This is a genomic window from Nocardia sp. NPDC051030, from assembly GCF_040683015.1.
Classification (GTDB): Bacteria; Actinomycetota; Actinomycetes; order Mycobacteriales; family Mycobacteriaceae; genus Nocardia.
The window spans coordinates 425996-446402 of sequence record NZ_JBFBCD010000006.1; the positions used below are offsets into that span (position 1 = coordinate 425996).

At 65.8% G+C, this 20407-nt stretch carries 20 protein-coding genes; 15 read left to right on the top strand and 5 right to left on the bottom strand.

What is annotated here, in order from left to right; translation table 11 throughout:
* Positions 1-8: 8 nt before the first annotated feature.
* On the bottom strand, positions 9-716 hold the full coding sequence (locus AB0N05_RS22680) for a TetR family transcriptional regulator (protein WP_364697544.1): 708 nt from the start codon (positions 714-716) through the stop codon (positions 9-11).
* Positions 717-856: 140 nt separating this feature from the next.
* On the opposite strand from AB0N05_RS22680, the gene AB0N05_RS22685 reads away from it, so the two are divergent.
* From AB0N05_RS22685 to AB0N05_RS22710, 6 genes are all read left to right on the top strand, one after another.
* On the top strand, positions 857-2350 hold the full coding sequence (locus AB0N05_RS22685; RefSeq protein ID WP_364697547.1) for an MFS transporter: 1494 nt from the start codon (positions 857-859) through the stop codon (positions 2348-2350).
* Between the two features lie 339 nt (positions 2351-2689).
* Complete coding sequence (locus AB0N05_RS22690; protein ID WP_364697550.1) at positions 2690-3907, top strand: NADP-dependent isocitrate dehydrogenase; 1218 nt, start codon at positions 2690-2692, stop codon at positions 3905-3907.
* A gap of 163 nt (positions 3908-4070) precedes the next feature.
* Positions 4071-5432 (top strand): FAD-binding protein, encoded by a 1362-nt coding sequence (locus tag AB0N05_RS22695; protein ID WP_364697553.1) that lies wholly within the window; start codon positions 4071-4073, stop codon positions 5430-5432.
* A gap of 40 nt (positions 5433-5472) precedes the next feature.
* The gene (locus AB0N05_RS22700; RefSeq protein WP_364697556.1) at positions 5473-5757 is read left to right on the top strand and encodes a putative quinol monooxygenase; all 285 of its coding nucleotides are present in this window, start codon (positions 5473-5475) and stop codon (positions 5755-5757) included.
* Positions 5758-5964: 207 nt separating this feature from the next.
* Positions 5965-7128, top strand: coding sequence for an MFS transporter (locus AB0N05_RS22705; RefSeq protein ID WP_364697909.1), 1164 nt, complete (start codon positions 5965-5967; stop codon positions 7126-7128).
* A gap of 57 nt (positions 7129-7185) precedes the next feature.
* Positions 7186-7833 (top strand): TetR/AcrR family transcriptional regulator, encoded by a 648-nt coding sequence (locus tag AB0N05_RS22710; protein ID WP_364697559.1) that lies wholly within the window; start codon positions 7186-7188, stop codon positions 7831-7833.
* A gap of 68 nt (positions 7834-7901) precedes the next feature.
* Here the strand turns inward: AB0N05_RS22710 and AB0N05_RS22715 are convergent, their stop codons facing one another.
* Positions 7902-9554: a hypothetical protein gene (locus tag AB0N05_RS22715; RefSeq protein ID WP_364697563.1), complete on the bottom strand. Its 1653-nt coding sequence runs from the start codon at positions 9552-9554 to the stop codon at positions 7902-7904.
* Between the two features lie 329 nt (positions 9555-9883).
* Here AB0N05_RS22715 and AB0N05_RS22720 point away from each other — a divergent pair, with 329 nt between their 5' ends.
* Genes AB0N05_RS22720 through AB0N05_RS22740 form a run of 5 tightly spaced genes read left to right on the top strand, consistent with a single transcriptional unit; the run spans position 9884 to position 14611 of the window.
* The gene (locus tag AB0N05_RS22720; RefSeq protein WP_364697566.1) at positions 9884-11089 is read left to right on the top strand and encodes a lipid-transfer protein; all 1206 of its coding nucleotides are present in this window, start codon (positions 9884-9886) and stop codon (positions 11087-11089) included.
* 25 nt (positions 11090-11114) lie between these two features.
* Entirely contained in the window at positions 11115-11552 is a 438-nt protein-coding gene (locus AB0N05_RS22725) for an SRPBCC family protein (RefSeq protein WP_364697569.1), read from the top strand.
* A 1-nt stretch (position 11553) separates the two neighbouring features.
* A complete protein-coding gene (locus AB0N05_RS22730) occupies positions 11554-12417 on the top strand; it encodes a MaoC/PaaZ C-terminal domain-containing protein (RefSeq protein WP_364697572.1) in 864 nt (287 codons plus the stop codon).
* Between the two features lie 34 nt (positions 12418-12451).
* Positions 12452-13330, top strand: a complete 879-nt coding sequence (locus AB0N05_RS22735) for an SDR family oxidoreductase (RefSeq protein ID WP_364697575.1) — start codon at positions 12452-12454, stop codon at positions 13328-13330.
* An 18-nt stretch (positions 13331-13348) separates the two neighbouring features.
* Positions 13349-14611 (top strand): acyl-CoA dehydrogenase family protein, encoded by a 1263-nt coding sequence (locus AB0N05_RS22740; protein WP_364697578.1) that lies wholly within the window; start codon positions 13349-13351, stop codon positions 14609-14611.
* A gap of 55 nt (positions 14612-14666) precedes the next feature.
* Here AB0N05_RS22740 and AB0N05_RS22745 read toward each other — a convergent pair whose 3' ends face one another.
* Both AB0N05_RS22745 and AB0N05_RS22750 read right to left on the bottom strand, forming a co-directional pair.
* On the bottom strand, positions 14667-14807 hold the full coding sequence (locus AB0N05_RS22745) for a hypothetical protein (protein ID WP_364697581.1): 141 nt from the start codon (positions 14805-14807) through the stop codon (positions 14667-14669).
* Positions 14808-14844: 37 nt separating this feature from the next.
* A complete protein-coding gene (locus AB0N05_RS22750) occupies positions 14845-15705 on the bottom strand; it encodes an alpha/beta hydrolase (RefSeq protein ID WP_364697584.1) in 861 nt (286 codons plus the stop codon).
* 64 nt (positions 15706-15769) lie between these two features.
* Between AB0N05_RS22750 and AB0N05_RS22755 the strand changes: the two genes are divergently transcribed.
* From AB0N05_RS22755 to AB0N05_RS22770, 4 genes are all read left to right on the top strand, one after another.
* Entirely contained in the window at positions 15770-16576 is an 807-nt protein-coding gene (locus AB0N05_RS22755; RefSeq protein WP_364697587.1) for an exodeoxyribonuclease III, read from the top strand.
* On the top strand, positions 16573-17076 hold the full coding sequence (locus AB0N05_RS22760; RefSeq protein ID WP_364697590.1) for a ribonuclease domain-containing protein: 504 nt from the start codon (positions 16573-16575) through the stop codon (positions 17074-17076). Before AB0N05_RS22755 ends, AB0N05_RS22760 begins: the two co-directional genes overlap by 4 nt.
* Positions 17076-17612 (top strand): barstar family protein, encoded by a 537-nt coding sequence (locus AB0N05_RS22765; protein ID WP_364697593.1) that lies wholly within the window; start codon positions 17076-17078, stop codon positions 17610-17612. The genes AB0N05_RS22760 and AB0N05_RS22765 overlap by 1 nt, the downstream gene beginning before the upstream one ends.
* Positions 17613-17726: 114 nt before the next feature.
* On the top strand, positions 17727-19343 hold the full coding sequence (locus AB0N05_RS22770) for an alkaline phosphatase family protein (RefSeq protein WP_364697596.1): 1617 nt from the start codon (positions 17727-17729) through the stop codon (positions 19341-19343).
* Between the two features lie 68 nt (positions 19344-19411).
* Here the strand turns inward: AB0N05_RS22770 and AB0N05_RS22775 are convergent, their stop codons facing one another.
* Entirely contained in the window at positions 19412-20311 is a 900-nt protein-coding gene (locus AB0N05_RS22775; RefSeq protein WP_364697599.1) for a DMT family transporter, read from the bottom strand.
* Positions 20312-20407: the final 96 nt, after the last annotated feature.

A 20407-nucleotide genomic window follows, 5' to 3' on the forward strand; every position in this document is an offset into this window, starting at 1 on the left:
TCGGGATTCTAACGGGGAGTAGCGGCCGCTTCCGAGGTGGGGTCGGCCACAATGGGCGCGGCGCAGACCCGGGCGAATTCGTGATACGCCCTGACCACGGCATCGGCCATGCCGCGCGCCGAGCTCATCACGCAATCGGGCGGACCGGCCTCGGTCTCGCATTCGGTGCCGACTCGCATGATGGTGTGCCAGGTGCCGAGGATGAGTCGCACCGCCAGTCCGTCCGGATCGCTGCCCATGCGTTCGCCCAGCACGGTCGACATCTGCCGCATCTTGTGTTCGGCGGCATCGAGGCTGGCGGCGCGGACCGCCGGGCTGGTGCGAATGATGTTCTGCATCTGCTGGAACCAGGTGAACCGTGGTGCCGCTCCGTCGTCGACGACGTCGTCCACGAAGCTGAGGAAGGAATCGAGCAGTGCCCGCATCTCATTGCCGGTGATGGGCTGGGCGCGCAGGTTTTCCGCGATCACGGCCGACCATTCGGTGATCGGCGCGATGACGATGTCTTCTTTGCTCTCGAAGTACCGGTTCACCGTGCGCGGTGAGACATCGGCGGCATCGGCGATCTGCTCGACGGTGGTGGCGTCGAAACCCTGTGTCTCGCACAGGTGCAACGCCACGTCGATGATGCGTTCCCGGGTTTGCTGCTTCTTGCGTTCGCGTAGCCCGAGGCGTTGGCGTTCGAGCAGGTCGGCATTCGTTGACGACTCGGACATGGGCTCATCATATCGCGAAACCCGCAAAATGTGACTTGAGCCGCCAACTGTCTGAGTGCGACATTTTTCTCTTGACGCCAAATGTCTGGCAGTGCCAGGATGGTTCTCGGGTGTCCGGAAGCGTCCACAGAGGAGACGACATGACCGCCGGGACTGTGACTTTTCCCGAATCAGAAATCGACGACAGACAGCGCGGCAATGCGCGCTGGTGGGCGCTGGGCGTACTCGCCCTGGCCCAGCTGATGGTGGTGCTCGATGCCACCATCGTGACCATCTCGCTGCCCTTCGCCCAGCAGGACCTGGGCATCAGCGATGGCAATAAGCAGTGGGTGCTCACCGCCTACACGCTGATCTTCGGCGGCCTGCTGCTGCTCGGCGGACGGCTCGCCGACTACCTCGGCCGCCGCCGCATCTTCCTGATCGGCCTGGTCGGCTTCGCCGCCGCCTCGGCTCTCGCGGGGCTCGCGCAGAATGGCGCGCAGCTGTTCGCGGGCCGCGGTTTGCAGGGTGCGTTCGCGGCGCTGCTCGCACCGGCCGCGCTGTCCCTGGTGTCGGTGACCTTCACCGAAGCCAAGGAACGTGCACGGGCATTCGGAGTGTTCGCCGGTGTCTCGGCGGGTGGCGCGGCCATCGGCTTGATCGCGGGTGGCGCGCTCACCGAATACGCCGACTGGCGCTGGTGCCTGCTGGTCAATGCGCCGATCGCGCTGGTGGCGTTCCTCGGTGCCATGGCCTTCGTGATCAAGGACGTCCCGACCGCCCGGACCGGTGGTTACGACCTGCCCGGTGCGATCACCGTGACGCTCGGCCTGGTCTCCGTGGTCTACGGATTCAGCCGCGCCGCCGAGGCCGGTTGGACGGCGGGCAGCACGCTCGGACTGTTGATCGCCGGTGCGGCATTGCTCGCGGCCTTCGTGGCGATCGAGTATCGGTCCGCGAATCCGCTACTGCCGCTGCGCATTCCGGGCGAGATCAATCGGGGTGGCTCGTTCCTGGTGGCGCTGCTGGTGCCGATCGCCATGTTCGCCATGTTCATCAATATGAGCTACTACCTGCAGATCACGCTCGGCTGGACGGCGCTCAAGGCGGGCGTGGCGTTCCTGCCCTTCCCGGTCGGCATCGCCATCTCCGCCGGTATCACCAGCGCGCTGCTGCCGAAGCTGGGTCCGCGCCCGATCATGATCACCGGTGCGGTCCTGGGTGCGGCGGGTCTGCTGTATCTGTCGCGCCTGAGCTTCGGTGACGGCTACGCGGGCAGTGTGCTGCCTGCCATGGCATTGATCGCGCTCGGCATGGGCGGACTGTTCGTGTCCATGCAGGCCACCGCGCTGCATCAGGTCGACGCCGAGGATTCGGGTGTGGCCAGTGCGCTGCTCAATGCCGCGCAGCAGGTCGGCGGGGCCATCGGACTGGCCCTCCTGAGCACGATCGCGGTGCAGGTCGCCGAGCGGTTCGCCACGAACAACCCGACGGTCGACAACTTGGTGGCCCGCGCGGCCATCCACAGTTACGACGTGGCCTTCCTGATCGGCGCGGGCTTCTTCCTCGCCTGCATCCCGATCATCGCGTTCATGATCCGGGACAAGCCGGAGGCATTGCTCGAGGGCGACGCGCACGTGCATGTGGGCGTCTAGGAGTTAGCGCGACCGGACGAAAGTGAACCCGCGGGCGGCATCGGCATCGGTGCGGCTCGCGGGTTTATTCGTGCCCGGAAAGTGCGCAAGATCACTGCGGACCCTACTCATGAGTAACCGATCGCGAATCCCGCACAGCGGGGGTCGGCCGCACAGTGAGGTTATTAGCAGCAGTACGCTTGTCTTGCTTGGCGCTCACAGCACGCGGACTTGGTACCACAGGCCCCGTGGAAAACGCCGAGCGTATACGTTGTCTGTTGAACAGCTGGGGTCCGCTACAAGCGTGCTCGCCTGGCCGTGCAATGGGAGCACCACCTTCCTAGGAGGACACGAAGATCCATGTCCAAGATCAAGGTTGAAGGGACCGTCGTCGAACTCGACGGCGACGAGATGACCCGGATCATCTGGCAGTTCATCAAGGACAAGCTGATCCACCCGTACCTCGATGTGAACCTGGAGTACTACGACCTCGGGATCGAGTACCGCGACAAGACCGACGACCAGGTCACCATCGACGCCGCCAACGCCATCAAGTTGCACGGCGTCGGCGTCAAGTGCGCGACGATCACCCCGGACGAGGCACGCGTCAAGGAATTCGGCCTGAAGAAGATGTGGCGGTCGCCGAACGGCACCATCCGCAACATTCTGGGTGGCACGATTTTCCGCGCGCCGATCATCATCTCCAATGTTCCGCGTCTGGTACCGGGCTGGACCAAGCCGATCATCATCGGCCGTCACGCCTTCGGCGATCAGTACCGCGCCACCGACTTCAAGGTGTACGAGGCCGGTACGGTCACGCTCACCTTCACGCCCGAGGACGGCTCCGAGCCGATCATCCACGAGGTCGTGAAGATGCCCGAAGAGGGCGGCGTCGTGATGGGCATGTACAACTTCAAGGAGTCCATCCGGGACTTCGCGCGGGCCTCGCTGAACTACGGCCTGCAGCAGAACTACCCGGTGTACCTCTCCACGAAGAACACCATCCTCAAGGCGTACGACGGCATGTTCAAGGACACCTTCGAAGAGGTGTACGAGAACGAATTCAAGGCCGAGTTCGACGCGGCCGGCCTGACCTACGAGCACCGCCTCATCGACGACATGGTGGCTTCCTCCATGAAGTGGGAGGGCGGCTACGTCTGGGCGTGCAAGAACTACGACGGCGACGTGCAGTCCGACACCGTGGCGCAGGGCTTCGGCTCGCTGGGTCTGATGACCTCCGTGCTGCTCACCCCGGACGGCCGCACCTGTGAGGCGGAGGCCGCGCACGGCACCGTCACCCGGCACTACCGTCAGCACCAGCAGGGCAAGCCGACCTCGACCAACCCGATCGCGTCCATCTTCGCGTGGACTCGTGGGCTCGAGCACCGCGGCAAGCTGGACAACACCCCCGAGGTGATCCGCTTCGCGCAGCAGCTCGAGGACGTCGTCATCAAGACCGTCGAAAGCGGCCAGATGACGAAGGATCTGTCGCTGCTCGTCGGCGGCGACCAGGGCTACCTGACCACCGAGGAATTCCTCGGCGTGCTGGATGCCAACCTGGCGCGAGAGCTCCGCTAACAACTCTCGGGGCTCTCAGGGGTTTCACCCCTGAAACCCCAAGGGCGCTACAAGCGTTTGCACACTCCGGGCACCTGCCCCCACCGAGACGGTGGGTGGGCGGGTGCCCGAACTGTTTTCCAGGGTCATGAAACTTTCATGACCGGTAGGGCACTATCGAATCATGATCGACGGCAGAGCTCTCGGGAATGATTTGCGGCGCGGGGTGCGCGGACGGGTGTTCGTGGCGGGGGAGGACGGGTTCGAGCAGGCTCGGACGCCTTGGAACGTGGCTGTGCGGCAAGAGGTGTCGGCCGTGGTCGAGATCGCGGACGCGGTGGATGCGGCGGCCGTGGTGAAGTACGCGGCCTCGGCGGGGATGGCCGTGAGCACGCGGGCCACCGGGCACAGTCCCTCGGCGGCTGCGGACGGGACGATCCTGGTGACCACTCGGGCCTTGGATGGGGTCGAGGTCGATCCGCAAGCGCGGGTGGCCCGGGTGCAGTCGGGCGTGCAGTGGGGAAGCGTGTGCGGGGCGACGGCCGAGCACGGATTGTGCGGGGCCGTAGGCAGTTCCGCGGTGGTGGGGCTGACCGGATACACCCTCGGCGGCGGCGTGGGATGGTTCGCGCGCAGTCAGGGCTTCGCGGCGAATGCGGTGCGGGCCCTCGACGTGGTGACCGCCGACGGAGCGCACACCCGCGTGACCGCCGACTCCGACCCGGATCTGTTCTGGGCGCTGCGCGGCGGTGGCGGCGACTTCGCGCTGGTCACCGGTCTCGAATTCGACCTCTTCGAAACCCCGCAGCTGTTCGGCGGCCGCATCCTCTGGCCCGCCGAGCGCACCGCGGCCGTGATCGCCGCCTTCCGCGATGCCACCGCGGAAGCCGCTGAGGGCCTGAGCATTTGGCTCAGCCTGGTGCAGTTCCCGCCCTTTCCTCAGGTCCCGGAGTTCTTGCGCGGCAAGGCCATGGTCGCCATCGACCTCCTCGCCTCGGGCCACGTCACCGACCCGCTCCGCTACTTCGACGAAATCCCCGGCATCGTGCTCGATACCCGCCGCCCCCTCGACCCCACGCAAATCGGCGACATCTGCATGGAGCCCACCAACCCGACCCCCGCCGCGGTTCGCGGTGAACTCCTCACCGACTTCTCCTCGGAGACAACCGATTCCCTGCTGGCCGCCACCGCCGCGGGCTCGGTCGCCCCGCTGGCCATGATCCAGATCCGCCACCTGGGCGGCGCGCTGACCCGTTCGTCCACGGAGGCAGGCTGTTCCACCACTCTCACCGAGCCGTACCTCATCTCCCTCCTCGGCCCGATCCCCACCCCGGAGGCTGGAGCCGCGGTCCTGGCTCGCCAGAACTCCATTACCGAAGCCCTTCGCCCCCACCTCAGCGGCCGAAAGCCCTTCACCTACTTGGATTCCGGCGAAACTCCCGCTCAGGCCTTCGCTCCCGAATCCCTGTCCCGCCTCCGGTCGATCAAGGATCACTACGACCCGCGAGACATCTTCCGCAGCAATTACCCGCTCAACCAGAACTGATGGCGGGAATCGCGCGGGGGAGGGGGAGGTTGTAGGGCGCATGACTTTGACGGCGGTAGCGACATTGCAGGCTCGGGCGGGGAAGGAAGACCTCGTGCGCGCGCAGGCGTTGTCGCTCATCGAACCGACGCTGGCCGAGGCGGGGAACATCAGCTATCAGCCGTATGTGCATCCGACTCGGCCCGGGGCCTGGGTGGTCGTGGAGAGCTGGGCCTCGCGGGTGGACTTCGATGCGCACCTGGCGAGTCCGCACATGGTGGAGGCGTTCGAGGCCGGGGCGGACCTGCTCGCCGGGCCGCCCGAGCTGTCCGTGTTCGAGGACTGACGCCGCCCGGAGTGACTGCGGCAACAGCGTCGTAACCCCGCCGCCGGTCCGTGAGTGATCTCACGGAGCTGGAGGGTATCGGGGGCGTTCGCTGTTGTGTTGCGCTTGGTCGTGGCCAATTCTGTATCCCCGTCGAGCGTGTCAGCGACCGCTGTCGTCCCCGTGGAGGGTGACGTCGAGCCGCGGCGTGGGTGGAATGTGGCCGCCATGCTCGCGCTGGCGCTCGGTGGGTTCGGGATCGGGACCACCGAGTTCGTCACCATGGGTTTGCTGCCGGATATCGCTGGCGCTCTGAAGGTGTCCGAACCGGCTGCGGGGCATCTTGTTTCGGCGTATGCGCTGGGTGTGGTGATCGGGGCGCCGGTGATCGCGGCGTTGAGTGCGCGGGTGCCTCGGAAGCGGTTGCTCATGGTGTTGATGGCGGCGTTCACCTTGGGGAATGCGGCCAGTGTGATCGCGCCTTCGTATGGGACTTTGATGGCGGCGCGGTTCGTTTCGGGCTTGCCGCATGGGGCTTACTTCGGTGTGGCTTCGCTGGCGGCGGCCTCGCTGGCTCCGGTGGGGCAGCGCGCCAAGGCAGTTGCTGCCGTTATGCTGGGCCTGAGCGCCGCCAATGTTGTCGGCGTTCCTTCGGCCACTTGGCTAGGTCAGCATCTGGGCTGGCGGGACGCCTTCGTGGTGGTGGCCGTGATCGGAGCCGCCACGGTCGTCGCCATTGCACGATTCGTGCCGGAGCTGCACGGCATTCGCATTACCGATCCTCGTACCGAGCTGGGCGCGCTGCGCCGCCCGCAGGTGCTGTTGACGCTGGTGGTGGGCGCGGTCGGGTTCGGCGGCATGTTCGCCGTGTACACCTACATCACCACGACCCTCACCGATGTGTCCGGTATGCCGCTCGGGGCGGTGCCGATCGTGCTGGCGCTGTTCGGGCTGGGCATGGTGGCGGGCAATATCGCCGGTGGTGTGCTGACCGATCGCGGGGTCACTCGCGCGGTGTTCGCCTCACTGATTTCGATGGTCGTGATCCTCGCGGTCTTCGTTGCCGCCGCGCATAATCCGATCACCGCCGCGATAGGCGCGTTCCTGATCGGTGCCTCGGGTGCTTCGCTTGCTCCGGCGCTCCAGACTCGCCTGATGGATGTGGCGCATGACGCGCAGACGCTGGCCGCCGCGCTCAATCACGCGGCATTGAATATCGCGAATGCGGCGGGTGCGTGGCTCGGTGGTCTGGTGATCGCGGCGGGCCTCGGTTACACGGCCCCGGCGGTCGTCGGCGCAGGACTGGCCATTGTCGGCGTGCTGCTGTTCACCGCTACCGTAGCGATTGCGCGCCGCTCGTCCGCCAGGGCTGAGCTTGCCGTCGTCGGGTAATCGGCCGCTCTCGGGCGATGAACATACAGATCTGTATGTAAGTGTAGAATCCCCCGCATGACCAGGACCGCAGCCGACTCGAAACAGCCGCGCCGCACCCAGGAGCAGCGCAGCACCGAGATGCGGACGCGCCTGCTCGACGCCACCATCGACTGTTTGGTCGAGTACGGGTACGCGGGCACCACCACCCCGCGCGTCGCCGAACGGGCGGGCGTCACCCGGGGCGCGCAGGTGCATCACTTCGGGTCCAAGACCGACCTCGTGGTCGCGGCCATCAGTCATCTCGCGCAGCGGCGCACCGATGCGGCCATGCAGGAGATCGGCCGGATCAAGACCGGGACGGATCCCATTGCGACCGTGCTGGATTTCCTCTGGGAACTGCATCAAGGGCCGTTGTTCATCGCCGCCATGGAGTTGTGGGTGGCGGCCCGCGTGGATCGCATGCTGGCCGCCGAGATGGGCAAGGTCGAGCCGTTCGTCAACAATGCCGTGCTCATGGCGCTGAGCCGGTATGTCCCGGACGAGGTGCATCGCAAGGACGCCCGGGATTTCGTCTACACGGCCATGGATGCGCTGCGCGGCATTCTCGTCTCCAGCTTCATCGACTCCGATCCCGAACGGGCGCACCGGCGTTGGCTGCGCGCCTCGGAGCATCTGCGGGATGCGGCGAGGGTCAGATTGCCGGGGATACTTCTCGGGGAGTGACTCCGGAAACGCCGAACGGCACGTCGGGCGAATACTTTTCGCCCGACGTGCCGTTCCCTTTCGAGTGTCTACCGTCCGTGGGGGAGCAGGTGGATGCCGTTCTTGTCGGTGGAGAGCGCCAGTGAGCTGATGTACTGGATCTCGCCCTCCGGGCCGGGCACCGCCGAGGCGATCATGTCCGGGCGTTCGAACTCCATGCCGGTGACGGCGCAGGTCAGGGTCTCGCCGGACGGGTTGCCGTGCTCGTCGAACAGGGGCAGGTCGATACCGTCGTCGGTGCGGCGCAGGTAGTACTTGCCCTTGGTGGCAATGGCGGTGAGCGGCGTGGCGACGAAGGCCACGACGACGGCGACCAGCGGCGAGTACGGCTTGAGCAGCTCACCGAACAGACCGAAGAAGGTCATGATCGACAGCACCGCGGACAGGCCGAAGCCCACCAGGCCAACAGGATTGAAGTCGTAGAGCATGCCGCGGCGGAACTCCGGCACCTTGGGCGAGATCTTCAGGACGTACTTGTTGATCGCGATATCCGTTGCGACGGTGACGATCCAGGCGATACCGCAGTTGGCGTAGAAGCCGAGAATGTTATTGAGGAAGTCGAACATATTGGCTTCCATCAGGATCAGCGCGATCACCAGGTTCACCACCAGGAAGACCAGCCGTCCCGGGTAGGTCTTGGTGACCCGGGTGTAGGAGTTGGTCCAGGCCAGCGAGCCGGAGTAGGCATTGGTGACATTGATCTTGATCTGGCTGATCACCACGAGCACCACGGCCAGGGTCATGGCCAGCCAGCCCGGCACCATATCGCGGTAGATCTCCAGGAACTGGTGCACCGGCTGATTCGCGATGCCCTGTGCGGCAGGAAGATTCGCGATCAGGTAGACCGCGAGGAACAGACCCACGACCTGCTTGGCCGCACCGAACAGCACCCAGCCGGGGCCTGCGAGGAGCATCCAGCCCCACCACTTGCGGGCGTTCTCGGGTGTGCGCGGCGGCATGAAACGCAGGTAGTCGATCTGCTCGGCGATCTGCGCGATAAGCGAGAGGCAGACGCCCGCGGCCAGCAACGTGCCGGAAAGGCTTACCCCGGAACCATTCTCGCCGCTGTAGGCGAAGAACGAGGACACCGAATCGGGATGGCGCACCAGCAGGAAGCCGAACGGCAGCACCATGAGCAGCAGCCACAGCGGCGTCGTCCACACCTGGAGCTTGGCCAGGGTGTTCATGCCGTATTTGACCAGCGGGAAGATGATCAGCGTCGAGAGCAGATAGCCGATCCACACCGGTATGCCGAGCCCCAGTTTCAGGCCCTGCGCCATGATCGAACCCTCGAGCGCGAAGAAGATGAACGTGAAGGACGCGAACACCACATTGGTCACGATCGACCCGTAGTAGCCGAATCCGCTGCCGCGAGTGATGAGGTCGAGGTCGATGTTGTACCGGGCGGCGTAGTACGCCAGCGGGAAGCCGGTGAGCATGACGACGATGGCGAACAGGCCGATGCCGAGCAGTGCGTTGCCGGTGCCATTGGCGATACCGATATTCGCGCCGATGGCGAAGTCGGCGAGGTAGGCGATGCCGCCGAGCGCGGAGATGCCGACCACGGCCGGACTCCACTTGCGGTAACTGCGCGGCGCGAACCGCAGCGTGTAGTCCTCCAAGGTCTCCTTGGCGGCGGCTATTCCGTCTGAGTTCGCCGAGCGGGTATCGACTTCGACCACGTTCTTCTCCTCGTCCCTCACCGTTGATCACGGCGACCGTTTGTACGTTCGTACAGAGATGTGGACGGGGAATTGCCGGTCGATTGCGACGCTGTTACGTCACAGTCGGCGGCCCGGATCTGGGGTCGAACATCAAGATCGAACATACACATCCAGCTGTATGTGTTCGTCTGTCTGTGACGATCGGCCTTCTGTGGATCTGCTGTACCAGCTGGGGTACTACTCTTGCGGCCTTACATACAGCTCTGTATGTTTGTTAGCAGTTCGATCCGGGTGGATCGGCTGCGTGCTGCCCGCTGGACGCCGGGCAGCCTGATCTGAGGAGTTCGATGACGAACAAGGTCTACGTCGTCGGCGTCGGCATGACGAAGTTCGAAAAGCCGGGGCGGCGCAAGAACGAAGACGGCAGCGACTGGGACTACCCGGATATGGCGCGCGAGTCCGGCACCAAGGCGCTCGCGGACGCTGGGATCGACTACCGCGAAATCGAGCAGGCCTACGTCGGCTACGTGTACGGCGAATCCACTTCCGGCCAGCGCGCGGTCTACGAGCTGGGTATGACCGGCATTCCGGTGGTGAACGTCAATAACAACTGCTCCACCGGCTCGACCGCGCTTTATCTTGCGGCACAGGCGATTCGGGGCGGCCTGGCGGACTGCACCCTCGCACTCGGCTTCGAGAAGATGCAGCCCGGCTCGCTCGGCTCCACCTGGGACGACCGCGAACAGCCCATGGCGCGGCACATCATGGCCCTCGCCGAGATCTCCGAGGTGCTGTTCCCGGTGGCCCCGTGGATGTTCGGCGCGGCCGGACGCGAGCATATGAAGAAGTACGGCACCACCGCCGAGCACTTCGCCAAGATCGGCTACAAGAACCACAAGCATTCGGTGAACAACCCGTATTCGCAGTTCCAGGACGAGTATTCGCTCGACGACATCCTGGGCTCGCGCATGATTTACGACCCGCTCACCAAGTTGCAGTGCTCGCCCACCTCCGATGGTTCCGGCGCGGTCATTCTGGCCTCCGAGGAATTCGTTGATCGCCATGACCTTTCGCGGCAGGCGGTGGAGATCGTCGGTCAGGTCATGACCACGGATTTCCAGTCGACCTTCGACGGGTCGGCCAAGAACCTCATCGGTTACGACATGAATGTGCAAGCGGCCCAGAAGGTTTATGCACAGGCCGGGCTCGGACCGGAGGACTTCCAGGTCATCGAGCTACATGACTGCTTCTCCGCCAATGAGCTGCTGCTGTATGAGGCCCTCGGACTGTGTAAAGAGGGCGAGGCGGGCGACCTCATCGACAAGGGGCTCACCACCTATGGCGGCAAGTGGGTCGTCAACCCGTCCGGCGGCTTGATCTCCAAGGGACACCCCTTGGGCGCAACGGGTTTGGCGCAGTGCAGCGAACTCACCTGGCAGCTGCGAGGCACCGCGGACAAGCGTCAGGTCGAGAACGTCACCGCCACTCTGCAACACAATATCGGACTCGGCGGCGCGGCCGTCGTCATCGCCTACCAGCGCGCAGACCGCTGAACCAGCTCAACGAGGAGTACATCTCATGGGACACATCGAAGCCAGCCGCGACCTCAGCGCCAGCCCCGAATCGCTCTGGGCGGTCGTCTCCGACCCGCAGACCTGGGACAAGTGGTTCTCCATCCACGAGCGCTGGATGGAGGAGCCGCCCGCCGTGCTCGCTCCGGGCGCGAAGCTCGTCGCCAAGATCATGATGCTCGGCATGGCCAACAAGATCGAATGGGTGGTGGAGAGCGTCGACACCCCGAATCGCCTGGTGCTCAGCGGCACCGGCATGGCCGGGGTGAAGGTGCAGTTCGGTTTCGACATCGCACCCGAGGGCAGTGGCAGCAAGTTCTCCGTCTCCGGCGACTTCGAAGGCGCGCTGATCAAGGGTGCGCTCGGCAAGGCGGTCGAGAAGGACGGGCTGAACCAGCTCGACAAGACCCTCACCGCACTCGATGGCCTCGCCACGGCGGCCTGAGATGGCTGATACCGCAGTTGTTTTCGATGAGACCGGGCTCGACACCTGGTCCGACGAGGAGCGGTTCGAGGTCACCCGGGAGCGGATCGCGGAGTATGCCGCCGCCACCAATGATCCGATCCCGGCGCACCTGAAAGGTGATGTGGCCCCGCCGGTTTTCGCTATCGTCCCGGTGTTCGAGGCCATGATGATGCCGGTCATCGATGTTGCTCCGATGAGTATCTTCGGCCGGGTCGTGCACGGGGAGCAGGATTTTCACTTCCACCGGCCGATCCGCCCCGGCGACAAGCTGGTGTCCCGTGCCAAGGCCATCGGCTTCGAGGGCAAGGAGAACGGGACCACCATCACCATCCTCATCGAATGCCGTTCCGAGGATGGGGAACTGGTCAATGAGCAGTACCTGACCGCGTTCTTCCGGAATATCGATGTGGGCAAGCAGGTCGGCGACGCCGCCCCGGCACACCGCTTCGACGCTGCGCTGGCGGAGCAGCCCCCGCTGGCCACGGCGAGCGCGCACGTGGACGACGATCAGACGTTCCGGTATTCACCGGCCTCCGGGGATCCGGTCCCGCTGCACCTGGACGAGCAGGTGGCCAAGGACGCCGGTCTGCCCGGCATCATCGCGCACGGCCTGTGCACCATGGCCATGTCCTCCTGGGGCGTGCTCACCGAGGTCGCGGGCGCGGATGTGGCTCGGCTGCGACGCTTCGCCGTCCGCTTCTCCAAGCTGGTCTTCCCCGGCGACGACCTGGAAACCCAGATCTGGAAGGTGGGCTCCAAGAACGGAGTGACCACCTACGCCTTCCGCACCGTCCGCGGCGATGATGTCGTGCTCGGTGACGGCACCGCCGAAATCGCGGACTGAGCAACCCTTTTCGCTTGTAGGACAGGAGACTTTCATGGGTGCACTCGAGGGACGGGTTGCCATCATCACCGGGGCCGGACGGGGGATCGGGCGTGAGCATGCGCTGCTGTTCGCTCGCGAAGGTGCTGCGGTAGTCGTCAATGACCTCGGTGGCAGTAATGCCGGTGAGGGCGCGGACTCCGGGCCCGCACACGAGGTGGCGCAGGAGATCGTCGCCGCAGGGGGGCGGGCGATCGCCAATACCGACAATGTGGCGGACTGGGCGGGCGCGAAAAACCTGGTGGATCAGGCTGTTTCGGAGTTCGGGCGGCTCGACATCGTGGTGAACAATGCGGGCATTCTGCGGGATGCCTTCGTGGCCGGGATGGACGAGGCGCAGTGGGATTCCGTCATCGCCGTGCATCTCAAGGGGCATGCGGCGGTGCTGCGGCATGCGGCCGCGTACTGGAAGGACCAGTCCAAGGCCGGAAATCAGCCGAATGCGGCCGTGATCAATACCGCGTCGGCCTCCGGCACCACGGTGCCGAACGCCGGGCAGGCGAATTACGGTGCGGCCAAGGCCGGTATTGCCGCGCTCACCCTGGTGGCGGCGGATGAGCTGGCGCGGTACGGGGTGCGCGTGAATGCCATCGCGCCGATCGCGCGCACCCGGCTGACCCTGGCCACGCCGGGTATGGGCGACATGATGGCCGCCGAGGCCGCGGTGCTGGAGGAAGGCGAGTTCGACGCCTTCAGCCCGGCCAATATCTCGCCCCTGGTGGCCTACCTCGCCACCGAGAAATGCCCGGTCACCGGCAAGGTGTTCGCGGTGCAGGGCGGGGCCATCTCCGAACTGGCGGGCTGGCACGACGTGAAGACCATCGAGACCGAAGGCCCGTGGTCGATCGATGACATCGGCGGGCGACTGCCGTAATCAGGAAGGCGGACAACGATGTTCGAATGGTCCGAGACCGATGAGCTGATCCGTGGCGCGGTGCGCGGCTTCATCGACAAGGAGATCCGGCCGCATCTGGACGAGCTAGACAGCGGGGAGATGCTGCCCTATCCGATCATTCGGAAGCTGTTCGGCGAGTTCGGGATCGATGCGCTCGGAGAGGAGACGGTCACCAAACTGCTGGCGCGCCAGCGCAAGCGGGAGGAGGCCCTCGCCAAGGGGGATCCGCTGCCGGAGAAGAAATCCGGGAGCTCCGACGGCGGGCCGTTCTCCGGGCAGGAATCCCTGATGGCGGTGCTGATCGGCGAATTGTCCGGTGTCTGCATGGGTTTGGTCACCGCCATGGGCGTCAGCATCGGTCTCGGCGCGACCACGATTCTGGCGCGCGGCACCCTCGCCCAGAAGGAACGCTGGCTGACCGACATCGTGACCATGAAAAAGGTTGCGGCGTGGGCGATCACCGAACCGGACTCCGGGTCGGACGCTTTCGGCGGCATGAAGACCTATGTGCGGCGCGACGGTGAGGACTACATCCTCAACGGGCAGAAGACCTTCATCACCAATGGCCCGTACGCCGACACGGTGGTCGTCTACGCCAAGCTCGACGAGGGCAAGGATGTGGACAAGCGGGACCGCAAGGTGCTGACCTTCGTGCTGGACAAGGGCATGGAGGGCTTCGCCCAGGGCAGGCCGTTCAAGAAGATGGGCCTGCACGCCTCACCCACCGGTGAACTGTTCTTCGACAATGTCCGCCTCGGCCGCGACCGGCTGCTGGGGGAGACCGAGGAACACACCAGCGGTGACGGAAGGGAAAGCGCGCGTTCGAGTTTCACCGCCGAACGGCTCGGGGTCGCGTTCATGGCGCTGGGCATCATCAATGAATGCCACCGCCTGTGCCTGGATTACGCGAAGAATCGCAAGCTCTGGGGTCAGGAGATCGGGCGTTTCCAGCTGGTGCAGCTCAAGCTCGCCAAGATGGAGATCGCCCGGATCAATGTGCAGAACATGGTGTTCAATGCCCTCGAACGCAGCCGGGCCGGTAAACCGCCGACCCTCGCGGAGGCCTCGGCCATGAAGCTGTACAGCTCCGAGGCCGCCACCGATGTGGCCATGGACGCCGTCCAATTATTCGGCGGCAATGGCTATATGACGGAGTACCGGGTCGAACAGCTGGCCCGGGACGCCAAATCGCTCATGATCTACGCCGGGAGCAATGAGATCCAGGTGACGCACGTGGCCAAGGGTCTGCTCGGCCGGTGAACACCACCGATGCCGCCCGCTCGCACAGTGCGGGCGAGCGGCATCGGCTGTGCCGTCAGGGCTTTCGGGCCAGAGCGGCCGCGATCAGTTGCTCCCACACCGAGAGCTCATGGGTGGGCGCCCCGATCCGGGTGACATCGGCGGCTTCCGGCGTGGGCCGCCAGAGGGCACACGGCCGCAATCCGGGCTCGAGCACCTCGAGATCACCGAACAGCGCGAGGATCTCGTTCGGCCTAGACCGCGCGCAGGCGGGTACGGCTCGCGTAGACGTGTTCGGCTATCAGGGTCGCTATGCGGTCCGGCGCTTCCAGCATGGGGACGTGGCCGACGTCGTGGATCAGGATGCGGTCGGCGGAGTCGGGGAGTTCCTGGAGGAAGCGGCGGGCGTAGATGCGGTTGGGGATGACCCGGTCGTTGTCGCACATGAGCAGGCGGACGGGCGTTTTCAGGGTCGAGAGGTCTTCGAGGGCCGGGAAACGCAGGCCGCTCACCAGCATCGGGAGCATGGCCCGGCAGTTGAGGGCGGAGGTGATGGCGGCCTCTATGCCGCGGCGCGGGGCGGCCGCGGTGTTCTTGCTGAGCACCAAGGCGACCGCCTGCCGGACGAGTGCGCTGTGTGTGAGGGCGGGCGGCAGGCGTTTGCCGATCTCCACGAACGGGATCATCGACAGGAACTTGATTCCGACCCGAACCTGCTGCGTGGAGGGGGTTTGCCAGCCACCGGCGGGAGCGATTGCGGTGAGGGTGCGGGCACGCCCGCGGCGGGCCAGTTCGAAGCCCACCCAGCCGCCGAGCGAATTGCCCGCGATATGGCAGGTGCGCCAGCCCAGTTCGTCGAGCTGGTCCTCGATCCGATCCGCAAGCGTGCTGATATCGAGATACCAGCCGTTGAAATCGGGGCCGCCCCAATGCCCGGTGAATGCGGGAGCGAACACCTCGCAATGACTGGACATGCGTTCCGCGACCTGCTCCCAGCAATGCGGCGACATCATGAACCCGTGCAACAGGAGCAGGGGATCGCCGGAGCCGATATGGAGGGCGCGCACGGGCGCAAGGGGGACGGTGGGCTTGGTGGTGCCTGACGTCATCGTCATCACCCCTTCCTGGACCTCGGTGTCCGCGAGGAAGTGTGGATAAGCCGCATTGTACGGTCGTGGTGTGGCCTACATCATCTCAACGTGCAACGTCAATGGAGTGCGTGCGGCATCGGGCAAGGGACTTCTCGCCTGGCTGGACGCCACCGAAGCCGATCTCGTATGCCTACAAGAGACTCGGGCGACCGACGAGCAAACCCGTAGCGCGCTGGCTCCCGCACTGGACGCGGGCTGGTATCTGAGCCACGCCGAACCGGGTATCAAGGGTCGTGCGGGCGTAGCCATCCTGTCCCGGCGCGAACCCGACGCCATTCGGGTCGGCGTCGGCCTCGAGGACGGCGGAACCTGGTCTGCCGTGGACGAATTCGCGGAACTCGGCCGCTATATCGAGGCGGACTTCGACGACCTCACCATCGCCAGCGTGTACGTGCACACCGGTGAGGCCGATACCCCCATGCAGGACGAGAAGTACCGGTTCCTCGATGCCATCGGCGCGCGCATGACCGCCATCACCCGCGAGTTCGTGATCATGGGCGACTGGAATGTCGCGCACACCGAACTCGACATCAAGAACTGGAAGGGCAACGTCAAGAACTCGGGCTTCCTGCCGCAGGAACGCGCCTGGGTGTCCTCGATGCTGGCCGCCGGGTACAAGGACGTGGTGCGTGAACTGCATCCCGGCGTGCCCGGTCCGTACAGCTGGCACTCCTACCGTGGCCGCGCCTACGACAATGACGCGGGCTGGCGCATCGACTACCAGTTGGCTCGCGGCGATATCGCGGCCCGTGCCAAGCAGGCCGTGGTGGAACGCGCCGCCACCTATGCCGAGCGCTGGTCCGACCACGCGCCCGTCACGGTGCAATACCGGTGACGATCTCGAAGAAGATGCGCGCCTGGCTGCTGCTGGGCGTCGCGGTCGCACTGCTGCTGGTCGCCGTCGTCGCCTCGCGCGGCGGCGATCAGGCCAAGGACACCAGCAGCCGGGCCGTGGCCACCGCGACGGCGGGCAAGACCACGGCACCCAAGCCGGGTGGCACGAAACCCGGTGCGGTGGACCAGACCACGGCCGTCGCGCCCTCGCGTGTCGCCGGTGTCCCGGACCGCGTGTATGCGACGCTCGCCGAGATCGACGCCGGACGCTGGCCCGACTCGGCGAACGCGCCCGGCACGAAGGGCGGCGACACCTGGATGAACCGCAGCCGCACCCTCCCGACGCAGGACTCCGATGGGAAGCGCATCACCTATCAGGAGTGGGACGTCAACCCCAAGAAGCGTGGCCAGGACCGCGATGCCGAACGCATAGTCACCGGCAGCGACGGCTCCGCCTGGTACACCTCCGACCACTACGGCACCTTCACGAGGATTCGCTGATGACCGACACCATGCCGCTGTCGCAGTTCCTCTCCACCCCAGCCGTTTCCGAGATCGCCGCCAAGGGCCGCCGCTCGGCGTCCCGGCCCGGCACGCCCGCCCCGGCGGTACTGGGCGTGCTGCCGGTCGGTGCGGCCGAGTTCTCGGCCGTGCGTGGCCGAATCCCGGACGGTTACCTCTCCCGTGAGCTGCGTGGCCGCAAGATGCGCACCGTCGTAGAGGTTTTCGACGAGTTCGCGGCGGCTTTCCAATTCCCGTATTACTTCGGCGAGAACAAGGACGCCTTCGACGAATGCCTGCGGGATCTCGACGAATTCGTCGGCCCCGCACAGGGATACGTTGCGGTCGTACGCAATGCCGCACTGCTACTGGACGAGGAGTCCGAGGAACGCGCCTGGTTCGCCGAGGCCATGGCCGACTGCGCCGAATTCTGGTCCGGCCGCGGCATCCCCTTCCGCGTCGTGCTCCAGGACGCGGCCCCGCCCGGGGTGCGGACCGTATCCCTCGCCCTCGACCCCGAATCCGGAAGGGCTTGATTCACCGGAGTTTTCATCGGCGTTCACCTGCCCGAACCCCTTCGTGTGGTGGATGCTGCCAGGGTCGCTGAGTGATCGCAGCTCGACGCGATCCGAAAGACTCTGGAGGTTTCCATGTCCGGCTCTCGCCGCCACTACGGTCGTCGCGGTCGCGTCGCCGCCGGGTTCGCCGCATTGCTCGCGCTCAGCGCGACCTCATGCGGTTCGGACCAGGCGGCGGCAGACTCGGAAACCGCCACGCCGATCAAGCATCTCGTGGTGATCTTCCAGGAGAACGTCTCCTTCGATCACTACTTCGCCACCTACCCGAACGCGGCGAACACCGACGGCACCAAGTTCACGGCACTGCCCGGCACCCCCGCGGTGAACGGCCTCACGCCGGACCTGTTGACGAAGAACCCGAACAAGTTCCAGCCCGCCCGACTCGGCGGCCCCGGTCAGCAGATCACCTGCGATCAGGACCACGAGTACAAGGACGAGCAGCTCGCCCTGAACGGCGGCAAGATGGACCAGTTCGTCGAGCACACCAATGTCTCCGAGGGTGCGTCCTGCAAGTCGCCGGTCTACGGCCCGCAGGGCCTGGTCACCGACTACTACGACGGCAATTCGGTGACCGCGCTGTGGAATTACGCGCAGCACTACGCCATGAGCGACAACTCCTGGACCACCACCTTCGGCCCGTCGACGGTCGGCGCCCTGAACCTGGTCACCGGTCAGACCCACGGGGTCACCAAACAGGTTCCGCCGAACGGCAAACCGTTCCCCGAGGACACGGTGCTGGAGAACGCGGGCAATGGCCAGGGCACCGTCGTCGGTGACCCGCAGCCCTTCGGCGACGACTGCTCCACTCGCGACACCGTGCAGATGACCGGCACCAATATCGGTGACCTGCTGAATAAGCAGAACGTCAGCTGGGGCTTCTTCCAGGGCGGATTCAAGCCCACCGAGACCAAGGACGGCAAGGCCGTCTGCGGGGCCACCCACAATGTGGGTGTCGAACTCGGCGGTACCGGCAAGACCGGCGACAAGGCGTTCGACACCAAGGGCGACTACATCCCGCACCACGAGCCCTTCCAGTACTACGCCTCCACCGCGAACCCGCATCACCTGCCGCCCACCTCGGTGGACAAGATCGGCCAGACCGATCAGGCCAACCACCAGTACGACCTGACCGACTTCTGGTCCGCCGCCGACGCCGGGAAGATGCCCGCCGTGAGCTACCTCAAGGCCCCGGGCTACCAGGACGGCCACGCCGCCTACTCGGATCCGCTGGACGAACAGCGATTCCTCGTGGAGACCGTCAATCACCTGCAGAAGCTGCCGGATTGGAAGGACACCGCGGTCGTCATCGCCTACGACGATTCCGACGGTTGGTACGACCACGCCGCGCCCAAGCTCGTCATGAACTCGGCCTCGGAGCAGGACGGCTACAGCGGCCCCGGCGTCTGCGGCGACACGAAAACCGCCCCGGCCAAATATCAGGGTCGCTGCGGATACGGCCAGCGCGTGCCGCTGCTCGTGGTCTCCCCGTACGCCAAGGCGAACTTCGTCGACCACGGTCTGACCGACCAGACCTCCATCCTCCGATTCATCGAGGACAACTGGAAGACCGGCCGCATCGGCGACGACTCCTTCGACGAGCGCGCCGGAGCCATGGACGCCCTCTTCGACTTCAAGGCCGCCGCCCAGCCCACCCTGGCCCTCGACCCGAAGACCGGCAGCCCGAGCTGATCAACCCCGAAAACCGTCCGCCCTGCGAAATCCGCGCAGGCCGGGCGGTTTTCGGCTATCCCGCCGGGTCAGCGGTCGCCGAGGATGGACTCCGCGGCCTGCGGAATATCCTGCGGCTCGGGCGAATCCGTCGCCTGGGCGCGGGAGAGCTTGACGGCCGCGACACCCATCACGACCACCGAGGCCAGCACGAACGCGGTCCCGATCGGACCGCTGCGCAGTCGTTCATCCAGCACGGTGAGCCCGAGGAAGGCCGCACCGAGCGGCTCGGTGACGGTGAACGCCGGGAGCGAAGCCGACAGCGGCCCAACCTGATACGCGCGCTGCTGCAGGTACAGGCCCGACAGGCCGGTCACCACCAGGGCGTAGGTCTGCCAGCTGCCCAGCACGGGGCCGACGCCGTCGCCGAACAACTGCGTGACATGAATGGTCAGCGCGGCCGACACACCGAACAGCAAACCGGCCGCCGTCCCGAGCAGCAGCGCCTGTAGCGCAGGCGCTTTCACCCTGACTCCGGCCACCGTGGCCGCCGCGATCACCCCGAGCACCAATCCCAGCGGCCCCATCCACCGCTGCCACGGCGCATCCGTCACCCCTTCGGTGGGATCGCCGACGATCAGGAAGCAAGCCAGCGCCACCGACAGGGCCGCCGCCTGCCCCCACATCACCAGCGTCACCCGCCGCCCGCTGTAATGCGCCGCCAACGGCAGCGCGAACACCAACGCGGTCACCAGAATCGGCTGCACCACCAGCACCGTCCCCATGGACAGCGCCACCACCTGAAACGCGAACCCGCCGCCGTCCCCGACCAGCCCCGCCCACCACCGCGGACTCCGAATCAGCTGGGCCATCAGGGCCTCACCCTCGGGAACCTCCGCGGCGGCCCGCTGCTGCGCCACTGCCCCCACCGCGAACATCACCGCTCCAACAAACGCGAACAGCACCGCCGCAACAGGATGACCAGACATCAGCCCAGTCTGCCCCGCCAACCGCCTCGACCACCCCGCGCCCCTCCCGCCGCACCGTGGGACCGAGTCCCGAGGCGGTTCACACCCCATCTGTTT

Bases quoted from the DNA above. Each gene is read 5' to 3' on its own strand.
- AB0N05_RS22770 (WP_364697596.1), top strand. From the start codon at position 17,727: ATGTCCGGCTCTCGCCGCCACTACGGTCGTCGCGGTCGCGTCGCCGCC.
- AB0N05_RS22740 (WP_364697578.1), top strand. From the start codon at position 13,349: ATGTTCGAATGGTCCGAGACCGATGAGCTGATCCGTGGCGCGGTGCGC.
- AB0N05_RS22695 (WP_364697553.1), top strand. From the start codon at position 4,071: ATGATCGACGGCAGAGCTCTCGGGAATGATTTGCGGCGCGGGGTGCGC.
- AB0N05_RS22730 (WP_364697572.1), top strand. From the start codon at position 11,554: ATGGCTGATACCGCAGTTGTTTTCGATGAGACCGGGCTCGACACCTGG.
- AB0N05_RS22775 (WP_364697599.1), bottom strand. From the start codon at position 20,311: ATGTCTGGTCATCCTGTTGCGGCGGTGCTGTTCGCGTTTGTTGGAGCG.
- AB0N05_RS22765 (WP_364697593.1), top strand. From the start codon at position 17,076: ATGACCGACACCATGCCGCTGTCGCAGTTCCTCTCCACCCCAGCCGTT.
- AB0N05_RS22735 (WP_364697575.1), top strand. From the start codon at position 12,452: ATGGGTGCACTCGAGGGACGGGTTGCCATCATCACCGGGGCCGGACGG.
- AB0N05_RS22705 (WP_364697909.1), top strand. From the start codon at position 5,965: ATGCTCGCGCTGGCGCTCGGTGGGTTCGGGATCGGGACCACCGAGTTC.
- AB0N05_RS22710 (WP_364697559.1), top strand. From the start codon at position 7,186: ATGACCAGGACCGCAGCCGACTCGAAACAGCCGCGCCGCACCCAGGAG.
- AB0N05_RS22685 (WP_364697547.1), top strand. From the start codon at position 857: ATGACCGCCGGGACTGTGACTTTTCCCGAATCAGAAATCGACGACAGA.
- AB0N05_RS22700 (WP_364697556.1), top strand. From the start codon at position 5,473: ATGACTTTGACGGCGGTAGCGACATTGCAGGCTCGGGCGGGGAAGGAA.
- AB0N05_RS22690 (WP_364697550.1), top strand. From the start codon at position 2,690: ATGTCCAAGATCAAGGTTGAAGGGACCGTCGTCGAACTCGACGGCGAC.
- AB0N05_RS22720 (WP_364697566.1), top strand. From the start codon at position 9,884: ATGACGAACAAGGTCTACGTCGTCGGCGTCGGCATGACGAAGTTCGAA.
- AB0N05_RS22725 (WP_364697569.1), top strand. From the start codon at position 11,115: ATGGGACACATCGAAGCCAGCCGCGACCTCAGCGCCAGCCCCGAATCG.
- AB0N05_RS22750 (WP_364697584.1), bottom strand. From the start codon at position 15,705: ATGACGATGACGTCAGGCACCACCAAGCCCACCGTCCCCCTTGCGCCC.
- AB0N05_RS22680 (WP_364697544.1), bottom strand. From the start codon at position 716: ATGTCCGAGTCGTCAACGAATGCCGACCTGCTCGAACGCCAACGCCTC.